The organism is Variovorax sp. AC103, from assembly GCF_979254005.1.
This window is the reverse complement of the sequence record NZ_CEEDFC010000010.1, coordinates 1-16,649: the sequence shown is the minus strand read 5'-3', so window position 1 is coordinate 16,649 and position 16,649 is coordinate 1. Positions and strand designations below refer to the sequence as shown.

Annotated in this window: 15 protein-coding genes; 10 read left to right on the top strand and 5 right to left on the bottom strand. The window is 67.4% G+C overall.

Going from position 1 to position 16,649, the window contains the following annotated elements:
* Positions 1 to 32 precede the first annotated feature (32 nt).
* Positions 33 to 965 (bottom strand): polyphosphate kinase 2, encoded by a 933-nt coding sequence (gene ppk2 / locus AC0IYU_RS15875; protein WP_472118617.1) that lies wholly within the window; start codon positions 963 to 965, stop codon positions 33 to 35.
* A gap of 155 nt (positions 966 to 1,120) precedes the next feature.
* Here ppk2 and AC0IYU_RS15870 point away from each other — a divergent pair, with 155 nt between their 5' ends.
* The 8 genes from AC0IYU_RS15870 to AC0IYU_RS15835 all read left to right on the top strand — a co-directional run bounded on the left by AC0IYU_RS15870 (position 1,121) and on the right by AC0IYU_RS15835 (position 9,240).
* Positions 1,121 to 2,752, top strand: a complete 1,632-nt coding sequence (locus AC0IYU_RS15870; RefSeq protein ID WP_472118614.1) for an inorganic phosphate transporter — start codon at positions 1,121 to 1,123, stop codon at positions 2,750 to 2,752.
* Positions 2,753 to 2,761: 9 nt separating this feature from the next.
* Entirely contained in the window at positions 2,762 to 3,805 is a 1,044-nt protein-coding gene (locus AC0IYU_RS15865) for a transporter (RefSeq protein WP_472118611.1), read from the top strand.
* 97 nt (positions 3,806 to 3,902) lie between these two features.
* On the top strand, positions 3,903 to 4,760 hold the full coding sequence (locus tag AC0IYU_RS15860; RefSeq protein ID WP_472118608.1) for a 3',5'-nucleoside bisphosphate phosphatase: 858 nt from the start codon (positions 3,903 to 3,905) through the stop codon (positions 4,758 to 4,760).
* Positions 4,757 to 5,734, top strand: a complete 978-nt coding sequence (locus AC0IYU_RS15855; RefSeq protein WP_472118605.1) for a DMT family transporter — start codon at positions 4,757 to 4,759, stop codon at positions 5,732 to 5,734. Before AC0IYU_RS15860 ends, AC0IYU_RS15855 begins: the two co-directional genes overlap by 4 nt.
* A 130-nt stretch (positions 5,735 to 5,864) precedes the next feature.
* A complete protein-coding gene (locus AC0IYU_RS15850; protein WP_472118602.1) occupies positions 5,865 to 6,500 on the top strand; it encodes an L-threonylcarbamoyladenylate synthase in 636 nt (211 codons plus the stop codon).
* 41 nt (positions 6,501 to 6,541) lie between these two features.
* Positions 6,542 to 7,213: a site-2 protease family protein gene (locus AC0IYU_RS15845; protein WP_472118599.1), complete on the top strand. Its 672-nt coding sequence runs from the start codon at positions 6,542 to 6,544 to the stop codon at positions 7,211 to 7,213.
* Between the two features lie 18 nt (positions 7,214 to 7,231).
* Positions 7,232 to 8,566 carry a tryptophan--tRNA ligase gene (locus AC0IYU_RS15840; protein WP_472118596.1) on the top strand — a complete coding sequence of 445 codons (1,335 nt, stop codon included), beginning with the start codon at positions 7,232 to 7,234 and terminating at the stop codon, positions 8,564 to 8,566.
* Positions 8,567 to 8,640: 74 nt separating this feature from the next.
* On the top strand, positions 8,641 to 9,240 hold the full coding sequence (locus AC0IYU_RS15835) for a LuxR C-terminal-related transcriptional regulator (RefSeq protein WP_472118594.1): 600 nt from the start codon (positions 8,641 to 8,643) through the stop codon (positions 9,238 to 9,240).
* A 149-nt stretch (positions 9,241 to 9,389) separates the two neighbouring features.
* Here the strand turns inward: AC0IYU_RS15835 and shkS are convergent, their stop codons facing one another.
* Positions 9,390 to 10,805 (bottom strand): surface-behavior sensor histidine kinase ShkS, encoded by a 1,416-nt coding sequence (gene shkS / locus AC0IYU_RS15830; protein WP_472118592.1) that lies wholly within the window; start codon positions 10,803 to 10,805, stop codon positions 9,390 to 9,392.
* 351 nt (positions 10,806 to 11,156) lie between these two features.
* On the opposite strand from shkS, the gene AC0IYU_RS15825 reads away from it, so the two are divergent.
* The gene (locus AC0IYU_RS15825) at positions 11,157 to 11,558 is read left to right on the top strand and encodes a phage holin family protein (RefSeq protein WP_116911010.1); all 402 of its coding nucleotides are present in this window, start codon (positions 11,157 to 11,159) and stop codon (positions 11,556 to 11,558) included.
* Between the two features lie 198 nt (positions 11,559 to 11,756).
* Entirely contained in the window at positions 11,757 to 12,668 is a 912-nt protein-coding gene (locus tag AC0IYU_RS15820; RefSeq protein ID WP_472118589.1) for an alkaline phosphatase D family protein, read from the top strand.
* A 22-nt stretch (positions 12,669 to 12,690) separates the two neighbouring features.
* Here AC0IYU_RS15820 and AC0IYU_RS15815 read toward each other — a convergent pair whose 3' ends face one another.
* From AC0IYU_RS15815 to AC0IYU_RS15805, 3 genes are read right to left on the bottom strand one after another with little or no spacing between them, the layout of a single operon-like run.
* A complete protein-coding gene (locus AC0IYU_RS15815; RefSeq protein WP_472118586.1) occupies positions 12,691 to 13,803 on the bottom strand; it encodes an ABC transporter substrate-binding protein in 1,113 nt (370 codons plus the stop codon).
* Between the two features lie 35 nt (positions 13,804 to 13,838).
* Positions 13,839 to 14,945, bottom strand: coding sequence for an ABC transporter permease (locus AC0IYU_RS15810; RefSeq protein WP_472118583.1), 1,107 nt, complete (start codon positions 14,943 to 14,945; stop codon positions 13,839 to 13,841).
* A complete protein-coding gene (locus AC0IYU_RS15805) occupies positions 14,942 to 16,459 on the bottom strand; it encodes a sugar ABC transporter ATP-binding protein (protein ID WP_472118580.1) in 1,518 nt (505 codons plus the stop codon). The genes AC0IYU_RS15810 and AC0IYU_RS15805 overlap by 4 nt, the downstream gene beginning before the upstream one ends.
* Between the last annotated feature and the right edge of the window lie 190 nt (positions 16,460 to 16,649).

The following is a 16,649-nucleotide window of genomic DNA, read 5'->3' as shown; positions in this document are numbered from 1 at the left end:
GGCCTAACGGCGACCGCCCGCCGGGGTGCGCCTCAGTAGATCTCCGGAACGATCATGTTGGCCGGCACGGGCTGGCGCAGGTAATCGGCATGGCGCACACGCTCGGGCAACTCGACCGTCGGGTGCGGCACTTCGTTGTAGGGCAGCTGGCCCAGCAGGTGGCTGATGCAGTTCAGGCGCGCCTTCTTCTTGTCGACGGCCTGCACCACCCACCACGGCGCCTCGGGGATGTGGGTGCGCTCCAGCATGATTTCCTTCGCCTTGGTGTATTCCTCCCAGCGGCGGCGGCTTTCCAGGTCCATGGGGCTGAGCTTCCACTGCTTGAGCGGGTCGTGGATGCGGCCGAGAAAGCGCATGTGCTGCTCGTCGTCGGTGATGGAGAACCAGTACTTGATGAGCTTGATGCCCGAGCGCACGAGCATCTTCTCGAACTCGGGCACGGTGCGAAAGAACTCCTCGTACTCGTCGTCGCTGCAAAAGCCCATCACGCGCTCGACGCCGGCGCGGTTGTACCAGCTGCGGTCGAACAGCACCATTTCGCCCGCCGCCGGCAGGTGCGCGGCGTAGCGCTGGAAGTACCACTGCGTGCGTTCGCGGTCGTTGGGCGCCGGCAGCGCGGCCACGCGGGCCACGCGCGGATTCAGGCGCTGCGTGATGCGCTTGATGACGCCGCCCTTGCCCGCCGCGTCGCGGCCTTCGAAAAGAATGACCACCTTCTGCTTGCTGTGCTGCACCCAGTCCTGCAGCTTGACCAGCTCGCCCTGCAGGCGGAACAGTTCCTTGAAGTAGGCCTGGCGGGCGGCCTTTTCGGCACTGCTGCTGGCAATGCTGGCGGCGGGGTCGAGCCCGTCGATGTTGCGGTCCTCGATTTCCAGCTCGAGTTCTTCGTCGTAGCTGTCGATCAGGTCGCGGGCGATGCGTTGCATCAGGTCTTCGTGGTCCGGGAGGGCGCTGTTCAGCATCATGGAAAGCTCGAATGGGAAGGCGAAGGAAAAAGCATGCTGCGCTGCACATATGACCGCTGCGTGACGGACGAACGCTCTTTTACAGGTCCCGACACAAAGTTGTCATATGGCCGGAACACCATCCGCGGCATACCAACAGCCTAAAAAATGCCGCCATGAACACCCTCGCCGCCCCCCACGCCGAGATGCCGCCGGCGCCCGCCGCGCACCGGCCCAAGCTCGACGCCAAGCCCGGCCCGGTCACGCTGATCACCTTCGTGGGGCTGCTGGCCGCGGGCCTGCTCTTCACGGCCTGGAGCCTGGTGGGCGACGTCACCGCCTCGGGCGCGCCGGTCACCACGTGGGTGCCTTACATCCTGCTGGGCGTGGCGCTGCTGATTGCGCTGGGCTTCGAGTTCGTCAACGGCTTCCATGACACGGCCAACGCCGTGGCCACCGTCATCTACACCCACTCGCTGCCGCCCAACTTCGCGGTGGTGTGGTCGGGCTTCTTCAACTTCCTGGGCGTGCTGGTGTCCAGCGGCGCGGTGGCCTTCGGCATCATCGCGCTGCTGCCGGTGGAGCTGATTCTCCAGGTGGGCTCGGGCGCCGGCTTCGCCATGGTGTTCGCGCTGCTGATTGCCGCCATCATCTGGAACCTCGGCACGTGGTGGCTGGGGCTGCCGGCCTCTTCCTCGCACACGCTGATCGGCTCGATCATCGGCGTGGGCGTGGCCAATGCGCTGATGCACGGGCGCGACGGCACCAGCGGCGTCGACTGGGCACAGGCCACCAAGGTGGGCTACTCGCTGCTGCTGTCGCCGCTGGTGGGCTTCGGCTGCGCCGCGTTGCTGCTGCTGGCGCTGCGCGCCTTCGTGAAGAACCGCGCGCTGTACGAGGAACCCAAGGGCAGCGCGCCGCCGCCGTGGTGGATCCGCGGCCTGCTGATCCTGACCTGCACGGGCGTGTCGTTCGCGCACGGCTCCAACGACGGGCAAAAGGGCATGGGGCTGATCATGCTGATCCTGGTGGGCACGGTGCCGATGGCCTATGCGCTGAACCGCGCGATGCCCGCCGACGAGACCATCAAGTTCGTGGCCGTGGCCGAGATGGCGCAGAACACGCTGAGCCGCAGCGTGCCGACCTCGCTGCCGGCGCTGCAGCCCGCCGCGGCGCGCGACACGCTTTCCACCTATGTGCGCACCCGCGAGTTCACGCCGGCCGTGGTGCCCGCGCTGGCCGCCACCGCCGGCAGCATCGGCGAGCAGGTGCGCAGGCACGGCTCGCTGGCCGCGGTGCCGGCCGAGGCCGTGGCCAACGTGCGCAACGACATGTACCTGGCCTCGGAAGCCATTCGCCACCTCGACAAGAGCGGCGCCGCGAAGTTCGACGCCGAGACGAAGATGCGCGTGAACGCGTTCCGCGAGGAGCTGGACAGCGCCACGCGCTTCATTCCGCTGTGGGTCAAGGTGGCCGTGGCCATTGCGCTGGGCCTGGGCACGATGATCGGCTGGAAGCGCATCGTGGTCACCGTGGGCGAGAAGATCGGCAAGACGCACCTGAGCTACGCCCAGGGCGCCTCGGCCGAACTGGTGGCCATGGTCACCATCGGCGCGGCCGACATGTACGGGCTGCCGGTGTCGACCACGCACGTGCTGTCGTCCGGCGTGGCCGGCACCATGACGGCCAGCGGTTCGGGCCTGCAGATGTCCACGCTGCGCAACCTCGCGCTGGCCTGGGTGCTGACGCTGCCGGTGGCGATGCTGCTGTCGGGGTCGCTGTACTGGCTGTTCACCCGCTTTTTCTGACCACGCACCTTGTCGGCATTCCATGACCTCGCCGCCCAGTCCTATGGCGGCGACGAAGCCGGGCTGATTTCCGGCTACCTGTTCGACGCCTCGGCGCCGGAGCCCGCGCGTGCCATCGACTCGGCGCAGGCCGCGGCGTGGCTGGCTCAGGAGCGCGAACGGGAGTGCACCGCAGACGATCCGGCCTATGTCTGGCTGCACTTCAATTTGAGCCATGCGCATGCGGAGCGCTGGCTGCTGCGGCACGCCAACCTGTCGGACACCTTCTACGAGACGCTGCACGAAGGCCTGCCCTCCACACGCATCGAGCGCGCGGACGACTCGCTGATCGCCGTCATCAACGACGTGCACTTCGAATTCAGCTTCGAGCCCTCGGACATCTCCACGCTGTGGATCAGCGTGGGCCCGCGCCTGGTGGTCACGGCGCGCACCAAGCCGCTGCGCTCGGTGGATGCGCTGCGCACCGCGGTGAAGGCGGGCGACGCGCCGCGCTCGAGCACCGAGCTGCTCGAACACCTGCTGCGCGCACAGGCCGACGTGCTGGTGAAGATCGTGCGCGGCGTCACCTCGCGCATCGACCGCATCGAAGACGAGCTGCTCGCCGGCCGGCTGGACCACAAGCGCGCGCGCTTGGGCGTGCTGCGGCGCCTGCTGGTGCGGCTGCAGCGCCTGCTGGCACCCGAGCCGGCCGCCCTCTTCCGCCTGCTGCAGGGCCCGCCGGCCTGGATGTCCGAGGCCGACGCGCAGGAACTGCGCGGCTCGACCGAAGAGTTCTCGGTGGTGCTGCGCGACATGCAGGCGCTGCAGGAGCGCATCAAGCTGCTGCAGGAAGAAATTGCCGCCAACGTGAACGAGGACAACAACCGCAGCCTGTTCGTGCTGACGGTGGTCACGGTGCTGGCGCTGCCGATCAACATCCTGGCCGGCCTGTTCGGCATGAACGTGGGCGGCATTCCGCTGGCCGATCACAAGCACGGCTTCTGGATCGTGGTCGCCATCGTGGCCACCTTCACCGCGGTGGCGGCATGGGCGGCTTTTCGCAAGAAGCGCTGAGCCGCATGCAGCGGTGCGGTAATGCTATTTATTTAGTAGCACATGGCGCAGCATCCATGCGCCCGCACCGATGTTCCAGACCCCATAGAATGCAGGGGTGTCCTCCATACTCAACGCCGATCTTCACTGCCACTCCGTGGTCTCCGACGGCACATTGACGCCCGAGGAACTGGCCGCGCGCGCAGCCGCCAACGGGGTCGAGCTCTGGGCCCTCACCGACCACGACGAGGTGGGCGGCCAGCACCGCGCCGCTGCGGCGGCCCGCGCGAACGGCATGCGCTACCTCACGGGCACGGAGATCTCGGTGACCTTCGCGAACGAAACGGTGCACATCGTCGGCCTGGGTTTCGACCCCGACGACGCTGCCATGTCGCAGGGCCTGTACGACACGCGTGGCGGCCGCGGCAAGCGCGCGCAGGAAATGTCCGAGGGGCTGGCCAAGGTCGGCATCCAGGGCGCCTACGAAGGCGCGCTGCGGTTCGTGGGCAACCCCGAGCTCATCTCGCGCACGCACTTCGCGCGCTTTCTGGTCGAACAAGGCCACTGCCGCGACACCCCCGAGGTGTTTCGCAAGTACCTCACCGAGGGCAAGCCCGGCTACGTGCCGCACCGCTGGGCCTCGCTGAAGGACGCGGTGCACTGGATCACGGCCGCCAAGGGCATGGCTGTCATCGCGCACCCGGGCCGCTACAAGTTCACGGCCAACGAGGAGTACGCGCTGTTCCTCGAATTCCAGGCGCATGGCGGCAAGGCGATCGAGGTGGTCACCGGCAGCCATACGCCGGCTGAATTTGTCGAGTACGCCGACAAGGCGCTCGAGTTCGGTTTCGCCGCCTCGCGCGGCAGCGATTTCCACAGCCCCGACGAAAGCCACTGCGACCTGGGCAAGCTGCCGCCGCTGCCCGGTGCACTCACTCCTGTGTGGGAACTGCTCGGCGACCGCATCCAGCAGTGAGCCAGAGCGCGCGGCCCGGCAGCGACAGTGCGGCAACCGTTGCGCTGGCCAATGCACGCGCCGCCGAGCAGGAAAGCCGCAGCCGGGAGTCCGAACGCATCCTCGCGGGCATCGGCCTGGTGATCCTGGCGGTGGCCTGCTTTGCCACGCTCGACACCGCCACCAAGTTTTCCACCCTCGGCGTTCCGATCCTCATGGGCGTGTGGTTCCGCTACGCCTTCCAGGCCGTGGCGACCACGCTGGTGCTGCTGCCGCTGCACGGCACCGCACTGCTGCGCACGCGCCATCCGCGCTACCAGGTGCTGCGCGGGACGCTGCTGCTGGCGTCGAGCGTCTTCGCCTTCTTCAGCCTGCGCTACATGCCGCTGGCCGAGTTCACGTCGATCGTGCTGATCGCGCCGCTGGTGATCACGCTGCTGGCAGCGACCACGCTCAAGGAACATGTGTCGCCGCTGCGCTGGACGCTGGTGGCCGGCGGCTTCGCGGGCACGCTCGTCATTCTTCGCCCGGGCGGCAGCGCCTTCAGCTGGGCCATCCTGCTGCCGCTGGGGCTGGTGCTGACCAACGCCTGGTTCCAGGTGCTCACCAGCAAGCTCGCGCAGACCGAGAACCCGCTGACCATGCACTTCTACACCGGCTGGGTCGGCACGCTGATCGCCTCGGTGGCGGTGCCCTTCGCGTGGACGGCGCTGCCCTCGTGGGAATGGTGGGCGCTGCTGTGTCTCATGGGTTTCATGGGCACGGTGGGACACTTCATGCTGATCCTGGCCTACCAGCGCGCGCCGGCGTCCACGCTCACCCCTTATCTTTATGCGCAGATCGCGTTCGCGATGCTGGGCGGCTGGCTCATCTTCTCGCATGTGCCCGACCGCTTCTCGCTCATCGGCATGGCGATGATCGCGGTCTGCGGCGCCGCCGGCGCCTGGCTCACGGTGCGCGAGCGCCGCGTGCCCATAGAACCCGCGGAGTCATGAGCCCCCACGCTCGGCACTTCGTGTCCTCGCTGCCCCCCAAGGGGGCCGCTCGCGCCTTGGGGCGGCCCGGCGGCGCTCGGTTCCCGGTCGTATCGAGGTCAAGTATGTTCAACCATTCCTCCAGGTAATCATGGCCCAGTACTTCGAAGTCCACCCCGAAAACCCCCAGCAGCGCCTGCTCAAGCAGGCCGTGGCGCTGCTCGCGCGCGGCGAGATCGTGGCCGTGCCCACCGACTCCAGCTACGCGCTGGCCTGCCACCTCGACGACAAGGACGCGGTCGACAAGCTGCGCCGCATCCGCCAGGTCGACGACAAGCACCACCTCACGCTGCTGTGCCGCGACCTGAGCGAACTGGCCAACTACGCGCGCGTCGACAACAAGCAGTACCGCCTGCTGAAGGCCGCCACGCCCGGGCCCTACACCTTCCTGCTCGAAGCCACCAAGGAAGTGCCGCGCCGCGTGAGCCATCCGCAGCGCAAGACCATCGGCCTGCGCGTGCCCGACCACACGGTGCTGCTGGAGCTGCTGGCGCTGCACGGCGCACCGCTGCTGGCCACCACGCTGATCGCGCCCGGCGAGACCGAGGCACTGAACGACGCCGCCGAGATTCGCGAGCGCTTCGAAAAGCAGATCGGCGGCGTCATCGATGCCGGCGCCTGTCCGTCGCAGCCCACGACCGTGGTCGACCTCACGCCCATGGGCACGGGCGACGAGCCGGTCGTGGTGCGCCAGGGGCGCGGTGCATTGGCCGTGCTCGGCCTCTGAAATCGGGGCTGAGAAGCACTCCCGTCTGACACAATCGCCCCGTGGATATTTCCAATCTGATACAGACCGTACTGATCTACGCACTGCCGGTGATCTTCGCGATCACCGTGCACGAGGCGGCTCACGGCTATGTGGCGCGCCATTTCGGCGACAACACGGCCGAGGTCATGGGACGCGTCACCCTCAACCCGCTCAAGCACATCGACCCCATCGGCACCATCCTGATGCCGCTGATGCTGTACTTCGCAACCTCGGGTGCCTTCCTGTTCGGCTATGCCAAGCCGGTGCCCGTCAACTTCGGGCGGCTGCGCCATCCGAAGCGCGACATGATCTGGGTGGCGCTGGCCGGGCCGGTGTCCAATTTCATCCAGGCCATCCTGTGGGCAGTGGCGCTGATCGCCATGGTGGCGGCCGGCGTCGATGAAACCTTTTTCATCAAGATGGCGCAGGGCGGCATTCTGGTCAACCTGGTGATGTGGGCCTTCAACCTGTTCCCGCTGCCCCCGCTCGACGGCGGCCGCGTGCTGGCGGGCCTGCTGCCCAACGGCCCGGCGCAGCAGTTCCTGGCACGCATCGAGCCCTATGGCTTCTTCATCGTGATGGGTCTCGTCATCGCCGGCGTGGTCAGCAACTACTGGCTGCGCCCGCTGATGGACGTGGGCTACTACGTCATCAACATGCTCATCACCCCGCTCAAGGCATTGCTGCTCTAGGTTCTTCTTTTTCGCTCCATGGCTACGTCTTCCCAAGCTCCTCTGCGCGTCCTGACCGGCATCACCCCGTCGGGCACGCCGCACCTCGGCAACTACGTCGGCTCGATCCGCCACTCGGTGCGGCAAAGCGTCGCGCCCGGCGTGCAGAGCTTCTTCTTCCTGGCCGACTACCACGCGCTCATCAAGGTGCAGGAGCCGGCGCTGATCCAGCGTTCCACCCTCGAAATCGCGGCCAGCTGGCTGGCCTGCGGGCTCGACCCAGAGCGCGTGACCTTCTATCGCCAGTCGGACGTTCCCGAGATTCCCGAGCTGACCTGGTTCCTCACCTGCGTCACCGGCAAGGGCGTGCTCAACCGCGCGCATGCCTACAAGGCGCAGCTCGACAAGAACGTGGCCAAGGGCGAGGACCCCGACGCCGACGTGTCGGCCGGCCTGTTCATGTACCCGGTGCTGATGGGCGCCGACATCCTGATGTTCAACGCCCACAAGGTGCCGGTGGGACGCGACCAGGTGCAGCACATCGAGATGGCGCGCGACATGGCGCAGCGCTTCAACCACCAGTACGGCGAGCACTTCACGCTGCCCGATGCCGAGATCGACGATGCCGTCGCCACCCTGCCCGGCCTGGACGGCCGCAAGATGAGCAAGAGCTACGGCAACACGATCCCGCTGTTTGCGCCGCGCGCGCAGCTGCAAAAGCAGATCGCCAGCATCGTGACCGACTCGCGCGCGCCCGGCGAGCCCAAGGACACCGAAGGCTCGGCCCTGTTCCAGATCTACCAGGCCTTTGCCAGCGCCGAGGAAACCGAGGCGTTGCGCAAGGCCTACGCCGAGGGCATCGGCTGGGGCGACGCCAAGCACACGCTGTTCGAGCGCATCGACCGCGAAGTGGCGCCGCTGCGCGCGCGCTACGACGCGCTGATGAACGACCCGGCCGAGATCGAGCGCATCCTGCTCATCGGTGCCGAGAAGGCCCGCGCGCTGTCGAAGCCGTTCATGACGAGCCTGCGCCATGCCGTGGGCCTGCGCAACCTCGCGGCGGGCAAGGACAAGGCCGGCGCCAAGGCGGCCAAGGTTGCAAAGCCCAGCTTCAAGCAGTACCGCGAGAAGGCCGACGGCCTCTTCTATTTCAAGCTGCTGGACGCGCGCGGCGAGACCCTGCTGCAAAGCCGTGGGTTCGCATCGCCGCAGGAAGCGGGCCGTACCATCGCGCTCTTGCAGGCGCAGCGTGGCGAGGCATTGACCGCGCTGGCCGACCAGCTGGAACCCATCGACACGACCGAAGGAACACGCGCCATCACCGAGGCGCTGGAGGCACTGGTGGAGGCAACGCCCACCCACCAAGGGAGTTGACCCGGCCAAGCCCATCGGCTTGCCTGCCGGTGAGCAGAAAAAGAGAAGACGGTGCGATCACAAAGGAAGAAAACATGAGCATTTATGTCATCGACGACCACCCCCTGATGCGCGACGCGATCGTGATGGTCCTGCGGCGCCTGCGTCCGGCCGAGAACATCGTCGAGCTCGAGCGCCTCGACAAGCTCGCGGGCTCGGTGCAGCAGCGTGGCGCGCCCACGCTCTTCTGCCTGGACCTGAAGCTGCCGGACACCAACGGCGTGTCGGGCGTGATTGCGGTCAAGCAGGTCTATCCGAACGTGCCGATCGCCGTGTACTCGGCCGCACCGGCTGCCGACATGGAAGACGCCTGCATCGAGGCCGGCGCGGACACCTACATCGAGAAGTCGGCCAGCTCCAACGAGCTGGCGGCCGCCCTTCGCGGCCTGCTGATGGCAGGTTCGGAAGAAGAGGAAACCGACATACCGGCCGCCAACAGCGGCAAGCTGTCGAAGCGCCAGACGCAGCTGATCGCCATGCTCGACAAGGGCATGAGCAACCGCGACATCGCCACCGACCTGGAGATCAGCGAACACACGGTGAAGGTGCACCTGTGGCGCCTGTTCCGCCGCCTGGGCGTGAAGAGCCGCACGCAGGCCTTGCACTACGCGCGCACGAACGGGCTGCTTTCCTGACCTTCAGGCTTCGCGCGCTGCGTCGCATCGCTTCTCCCGGCCCCCCTTGCAGGGGCACCACCTGAGCCCCGGCGAAACCGGCTCCTCGGTGCAGGAAAGAAAAAACCGCGCACAACGGCGCGGTTTTTTTATGCGCGCTCCTGTCCTGGCTAGCCGCCCGACGCCGTCACCCGCGCCTGCGCCACGGCCTCGTCGGCATCGTGCAGCGCCACGCGGAACACGCTGCCGCTGCCCACGCGTGAACGCACGCTCACAGGGTGCCCCAGCACGTGCGACAGCCGCGCCACGATGGCCAGGCCGAGGCCGAAGCCGTCGGAGGTGCCGGCATGGTCGGCCACCTTGTAGAACTCCAGGAACACGTCGCGCAGGTGCTCGGGCGCAATGCCGATGCCGGTGTCCCACACCTCCACGCGCAGGCCGTCGCGGGTATGGCGCGCGGCCAGCAGCACGCCGCCTTCACTCGTGTATTTGATGGCGTTGGCCAGCAGGTTGCCGATCATGCGGCGCACGCGGATCGGGTCGGTCAGGAACGAGCCCTCGCACACGTGCACGCGGAAGTCGAGGCCGCGGCTTTCCGCCACCGGGCGGTACTGCAGCTCCAGGTCGTGCAGCAGTTCGGGCACGTCGACCCGTTCCACGTGCAGGCGCACCTGGCCCGAGTCGATGCGCGCCAGGTCGAACATCGAGTCGAACAGCGCATTCACCGCGTGCGTGGCGCGCACGATCTTCGGCGCGAGTTCCAGCACCAGCTCCGGCTCGTTGCGCAGCCAGTCGGCGTACAGCGACAGCGCCAGCACCGGTTGGCGCATGTCGTGCGCGGCGCTGGCCAGGAAGCGGTTCTTCATGGCCACGGCCGACACCGCCGCCTGCCGCTGCTGGGTCAGCGATTTGATCAGGATGTGGTTGTGAAACAGCAGCTCCAGGCTGTTGCGCGCGGTCTCGTGGATGTGCCGGCCGGCACGCAGCAGCAGGAACCAGTGCAGCACGGGCAGCACCGGCATCAGGTAGCCGTACTGGAACTGCGGGTGCTGCATCTGCAGGCTGATCATGCGCAGCACCACCGCGCCGAGCATCGTGATGAACAGGGTGTTGACGTAGCGCTTGAGCAGCGGCGGGTGCAGCGCCAGCCCGTTGAGCGGAAAGGTGCCCACGCCGGCCACGATGAGCCAGCTCATGAACTGGTTGACCTGCGGCGAACGCTCGAAGAACAGCAGCACCGAGAAGCCCCAGACCACCGCGCTGGTGCTCCAGACGAAGCCGTAGCGCTCGGTGAACTGCTGCTGCGCCAGGGCGCTGCGCCCGGCGTAACGCACTGCGTAGACGCGCGCTCCCCAGGCGCGGCAGGCGGTGGCCAGAATGCCGGCCACCAGCCAGGTGAGAAGCTCCCAGCGGGCCGCATAGCCCCAGTTCAGCCCGACCATCGCCGGCATCAGCAGCGCGGACACCAGGTACGACCCCTTCGCGGAGCGCATCAGGCTGCGGATGAGCTCGCCGCGGACCCACGATTCAGCCTCGTCGGCCGAAGCCGGGGCGGGAGTCAAGCTGGCGATCGACGCATTGGCCATGGGGCGCACGATCCTTGTTGATCAGGCGACAAAGAAAACCCCGTGTCTGTCGACCATGGGCGCGAAAGCGGCGATCTTAACGGGCTGTACGCCATTGTTTCACCGGGTAACAATCAAACACCACCCGTGATAATCCTGGGCCGTCTTGCGAAAAATTCCACTGATGCTGTCCCATGTCAACCTCGGCGTGAACGATTTCGAACGTGCCTTCGCCTTCTGTTCGCCGCTCATGGCCGTGCTGGGGCTGACATTGCGCGTACTTTCGCGATCCGGACGGGAACAAGCTCTGTGTCTGCTGCCACGCTCCCGGCTGATCCCGGTTCCTTCCCGTCACACCTGCCCCTCCCCGACATGCTGAACAACCTGACCCCCTTCCTCATTCACTGGGCCATCACGGCCGTCTCGCTCTGGGTGGCGAGCCATCTCTTTCGCGGACTGAAGTTCGACAGCACCGGAGCGCTGGTGGTGTCCGCGCTGCTGCTGGGCCTGGCCAACGCCGTGGTGAAGCCGCTGCTGATCGTGCTCACGCTGCCGCTGACGCTGGTGACCTTCGGGCTGTTCCTGCTGGTCATCAACGCGCTGATGATCCTGCTGGTGGCGGCGCTGGTGAAGGGGTTCCGGGTGTCGGGCTTCTGGACGGCGCTGTTCGCGAGCATCTTCATCTCGCTGCTGAGCATCGTCATCGGCTCCTTCGTGACGAGCAACGATCCGGCGGAGAAGGTGCAGATGCCGCAGAGCGGGAACTGGCTCTGATTCACTGAGCGCTTGTTCTGCGGGGCTCCTGTTCTTCGGGGGCTTTTTTTTCAGGGCATGGACATGCCCTGAACCCAGCCTGTTGCCGTACGAGCCCGTCCCCCGCCATCCCATGTTCTGCGGAGAGACAGCGCCCGGCCGCTCCCTAAGATGCGCCTCACCCCGGCCCGCAGGCCGGAGCGCAGAAAGAGGAGCCCCATGAAAATCGCCTTCGCCTCGTGCATGAACCTCCAAGCCGGCCATGCGCAAGCGGTCTGGGAACGCATCGCGGCACACCAGCCCGACTACCTCTTTCTGCTCGGCGACCAGATCTACATGGACTTCTTTCCCCACCTGGGAGAGCCCAGACAGTGGGCCGACGCCTACTTCCGGCAGGTCATGGCCGAGAAGTACACCGCGCAATGGAACACGCCGGGCTTCAAGGAGCTGTTCGCCAGCATGCGCGCGAAACAAGGCCCGCAAGGCGGCGTGTACGGCACCTGGGACGACCATGACTTTGCCTGGAACAACGCGAGCGGCACGCAAGTCAGCACCACCAAGAAAGACATTTCACGCGCGCTGTTCGCGCAGTTCATGCACATCGACCCGCCGGTCGCCGGCCTGTACTACTCGGTGCCGCTGAGCCATGAGGGCCAGCGGATCGGCAGGGCCATCTTTCTCGACACGCGCTGGTACAGCGAAGAGCCGGGTGACCAGAACACGCTGCTGGGCGAAGCGCAGTTCGCGTTCCTCGCGCAGGAACTGCAGGCGGAAAACGGCTTCATCCTCATCTGCGCGGGCATGCCGATTCGCGCCACCGGCAACGGCTGGATGCGCTATCGCGACGAGTACGCCAGGTTTCGTCAGCTCATCCAGGGGCGCAAGATCATCTTCCTGTCGGGCGACATCCACGAGAACGCCTTCCTGCCGCCGGCGGGCGCCACGAAGATGTTCGAGGTCATCTCTTCGGGCGCCTGCGTCACCAAGTACAAGCTCGTCGGCACGCGCGAGAACTTCGGCATCCTCGACTACACGCCGGCGGCCACCGACATCCGGCTGTTCGACAAGAACGGGCTCGAACACCACGACGTGATCGACAACGCCACGTTCGAGCACGAGGAACTGCGCTAACGAAGCAGGCGGGCTGCGCGCCCTACTTGCCCCACACCGTCTTGTACTGGTTGCGATACCCGTTGTCCGGGTCGAACACGTTCTTCGGCCCGCCGTCCTTGCCGACGTTGCCCACCGTCACCAGGTGCACCTTGGGCACATAGCCCGACCACTTCTCCTTGGAGAACGCGCGGTTGAGCTCGTCCACGATCTGCCAGCCCTGCATGTTCAGCGGCTCCGGCACGGTGCCGGCCTGGAAGCGCTGCGTGCGGATGCGCTGGTAGGCGGCCTCGGAGCCGTCGCCGGCCGACACGGCCTTGGGCGCGCCGTCGCCCTTCTTGCCCGCCGACGTGAGCGAGGGGCCCATGAAGTCGAAGTACAGGTCGTTGATGGCCAGCGAATGCGTCCACTTGTCGCCGAAGCGCTGCAGCAGCGAGGTGGTGAGCTGCGGCATGCGCGTGGAGCTTTCGGAGATGGGGCTGTCCTCGAAGCTCAGCACCGTGCAGCCGCCGCACTTCTTGATGACCGCCTCCATGGCGCGCGCCTTGTACAGGGCAATGGCGTACTGCGAGTCGGTGAAGATCACCACGCCCGCCTTGCCGCCCGAGTCGGCCACCACCCACGAGGCCGCGACATCGGCCACGTCGTCGGTCACGGTGGTCACGTTGGCGAACAGGCCGGCCTTGTCGTTGGGGCCGGGCTGCTCGCCCGAGTGCCAGCCGACCAGCGGAATGCCCGAGGTGGCCGCGCCCGAGAACGCGGCCTTCTGCTCGGTGGTGTCGAAGCCGCCGACCACGATGCCCGCCGGCTTCACGGCCAGCGCCTGGTTGAGCGCCGCGGTGCGCCCGCTGACCGTGCCCTGCCCGTCGATGACGCGCACCGTCCAGCCGATGGCGCGCGCCGCCTCCTCCACGCCCTTGCTCACGCCCACGATGCCGCCGTTCTTCATGTCGCCCGCCACTAAGACGATGGTCTTGCCGGCCACGGCCTTGGGGCCGGTGGTGGGGCCGTCCCACTTCTCCTTGGTCATGGTCGCGACCTCGACCTTCTTCTTCGCGGCGTCCAGAAAGTCGTCGGCCATGGCCTTGGGCGCCAGCGTGGCGGCGCACAGGGCCAGCACGGCGGCGGCCGTGCGTGCGTGAACACTCTTCTTCATTGCTTGTCTCCAGTCGTTGTGGTGAATCGCCGTCGTCATTTCGACGGCGCGGGGGAAACAGGTTGCACCTGCGCCGTGGGGTCCGCCTGGTCGAGCTGCCGCTCGGCGATGCGCCGCTTGATCGACCGGTTGCGCCGCTGCTGCGCCCAGCCCGCGATGCCGATGGACACCAGCAGCGTCAGCCCGTTGAAGAGCGGCTCCACATAGAAGGCCCCGCCGAACTGCTGGATGCCCGAGATGCCGATGGCCAGGATGGCCACGCCCACCAGCGTGCCCCACACGTTCACGCGCCCCGGCCGGATGGTGGTGGAGCCCAGGAACGCGCCGACCAGCGCGGGCAGCAGGAACTCGAGCCCCACGCTGGCCTGCCCGATCTGCAGCCGCGAGGCCAGCAGCACGCCCGCAAAGCCCGACAGCAGGCCCGACGCGACGAAGGCGCCCATCACATGCTTGCGCACCGCAATGCCGTTGAGCTGCGCCGCCTTCGGGTTCGCGCCGATCACGTACAGCGCGCGGCCCAGCGGCGTGAATTCGGTGACCACCCACAGCGTGACGCTCACCGCGAGCACATAGAAAGCGCCGACCGGCAACCCCAGCAGGTTGCCGCCCGCGATGCCGACGAAGCCGTCGGGCAGCTCGCCCACCACCTGGCGCCCGCCGCTGTGCCACATGGCCACCGCATAGATCACGGTGCCGGTGCCCAGCGTGGCGATGAACGAGTCGATCTGCGCGAGTTCCACCAGCAGCCCGTTGAGCACGCCGAACAGCGCCGCGCACAGCAGCACGACGAGCACCGCCACCGGCCAGGGCAGGCCCAGCTGCGTCTGCAGGCTGATGGCCAGGATGTGCCACAGCACGATGCCGTAGCCCACCGTGAGGTCGATCTTGCCGGTGATCATCGGAATGGTCGCGGCCAGCGCCAGCAACGCGATGACCGACTTGTCGGCCAATATGGCGCGCAGGTTGAAGAGCGTCGGAAAGGTGTCGGGCAGCAGCACCGAGAACAGCAGCGCCAGCGCCACCGTGAGCATCACGAGCCCGTAGACCGGCAGCGCCCGGCCGATGCGCTGCGCAACGGACGCGGCTTCGCCGTCGAGGGACTTGTCGGGCTCCAGCGCGGTGGACTTGATGGAACTGCTCATGTCAAAACTTCCTCGCGCGTTGCCGCGCCTGCTGCCAATGCCAGGAGTCTTTCGACCGTGATCGCCTCGCCCGTCAGTTCCGCGGCGATCAGCCCGTCGCGGAACACGAGCACGCGGGTGCACACGGTCGCGATTTCCTCGAAGTCGGTGGAGACGACGACCAGTGCGGTGCCGGCCTCCGCGCGCTCGCGCAGCACGCCGTAGATCTGCCGCTTGGCGCCCACGTCCACGCCCGCGGTCGGCTCTTCGAGCACCACCAGTGGCTTGTCGAGGTGGAACCAGCGCGCCAGCACCACCTTCTGCTGGTTGCCGCCCGAGAGCTGCTGCACCTCGGCCGACGGCGCGGGCGGGTTGATGCCGAAGCGCCGGATGAGGCCCAGCGCGCGCTCGTTCTCGCGGCGCGGCCGGTCGAAGGCCAGGCCGCGGTCGCCGTGCAACGCGGCGTTGGGGAACAGGTTCTCCAGCACGCTCATCGCGCCGCAGAGGTTTTCTTCGAGCCGCTCGCCGGCCACGTAGGCCACGCCGGCGCGGATGGCATCGGCCGGGCAGGTGAAGCCGCAGGGCTTGCCGAGCAGCTGCATGCGGCCGGCCGACAGCGGCTCGCGCCCGAAGATCGCGCGGCTGATGGCCTCGTGGCCCGCGCCGCGCAGGCCGACCAGGCCCAGCACCTCGCCGCGATGCACCGCAAGGCTCAACGGCCCCGCATTGCCGCTGGCGGCACCGTCGAGCTGCAGCACGGGCTCGCTGCGCGCGGGCGCCTTGGCCTTGGCCACCGAGGCCGACAGCGCCTTGCCGACGATCAGACCGACCAGCTCGCCTTCGTTGGTTTGCGCCGTGGCCTTCACCGCCACCAGCTTGCCGTCGCGCATGACGGCCGCGCGGTCGGAGATGGCCATCACCTCGTCGAGCCGGTGCGACACGTAGAGCATGGCCATGCCCTGGCGCCGCAGTTCGCGCAGCACGCCGAACATGCGCTCCACGTCGCTCATCGGCAGGCTGGCCGAGGGCTCGTCGAGCACCAGCAACCGCGCCTTCACCTCGAGCGCGCGGCCGATGGCCAGCAGCGATTTCTCGGCGCGCGTGAGCGAGAACACGCGCCGGCCAGGGTCGATGTCGCAGCCCACGCGCGCCATCACGCGGCGTGCCGTCTCGTGGGCGGCGCGCCAGTCGATCAGCCCGAAGCGGCGCGGGTAGCCGGTGCCCAGGCACACGTTCTCGGCCACCGTCATCCATTCGACCAGGCCCAGGTCCTGGTGGATGAAGGCCACGGGCTGCTCGCGCCGGTCGCTGCGCCGCCACACGGCCTGCGGCTGGCCGTCGAACACGATCTCGCCCTGGTCCGCGGGGTAGATGCCCGCAAGCAGCTTGATGAGCGTCGACTTGCCCGCGCCGTTCTCGCCGAGCAGCGCCAGGATTTCCCCGGCGCACACGTCGAGCGTGACACTGTCGACCGCCTGCGTGCCGCCGAAGCGCTTGCTGACGGCCTGGAACTGCAGCAGGGGTGGAGGGGCCATGCCGCAGTCTGGCACCGCAAGAGATACCGGTAACTTAGGCTTTTCCCGTAGATTTCGAAGTGGCAATTCCACTCTGTCGACGGCACTTCGCGCGGTATCCTTCGCTGCACCGGACGCCGCGCCTTACAAGGTATCGGTACCTCCTCATTGCGAATTCAAGGACAGCCCACCTTGCCCCCGACCAAAGCCC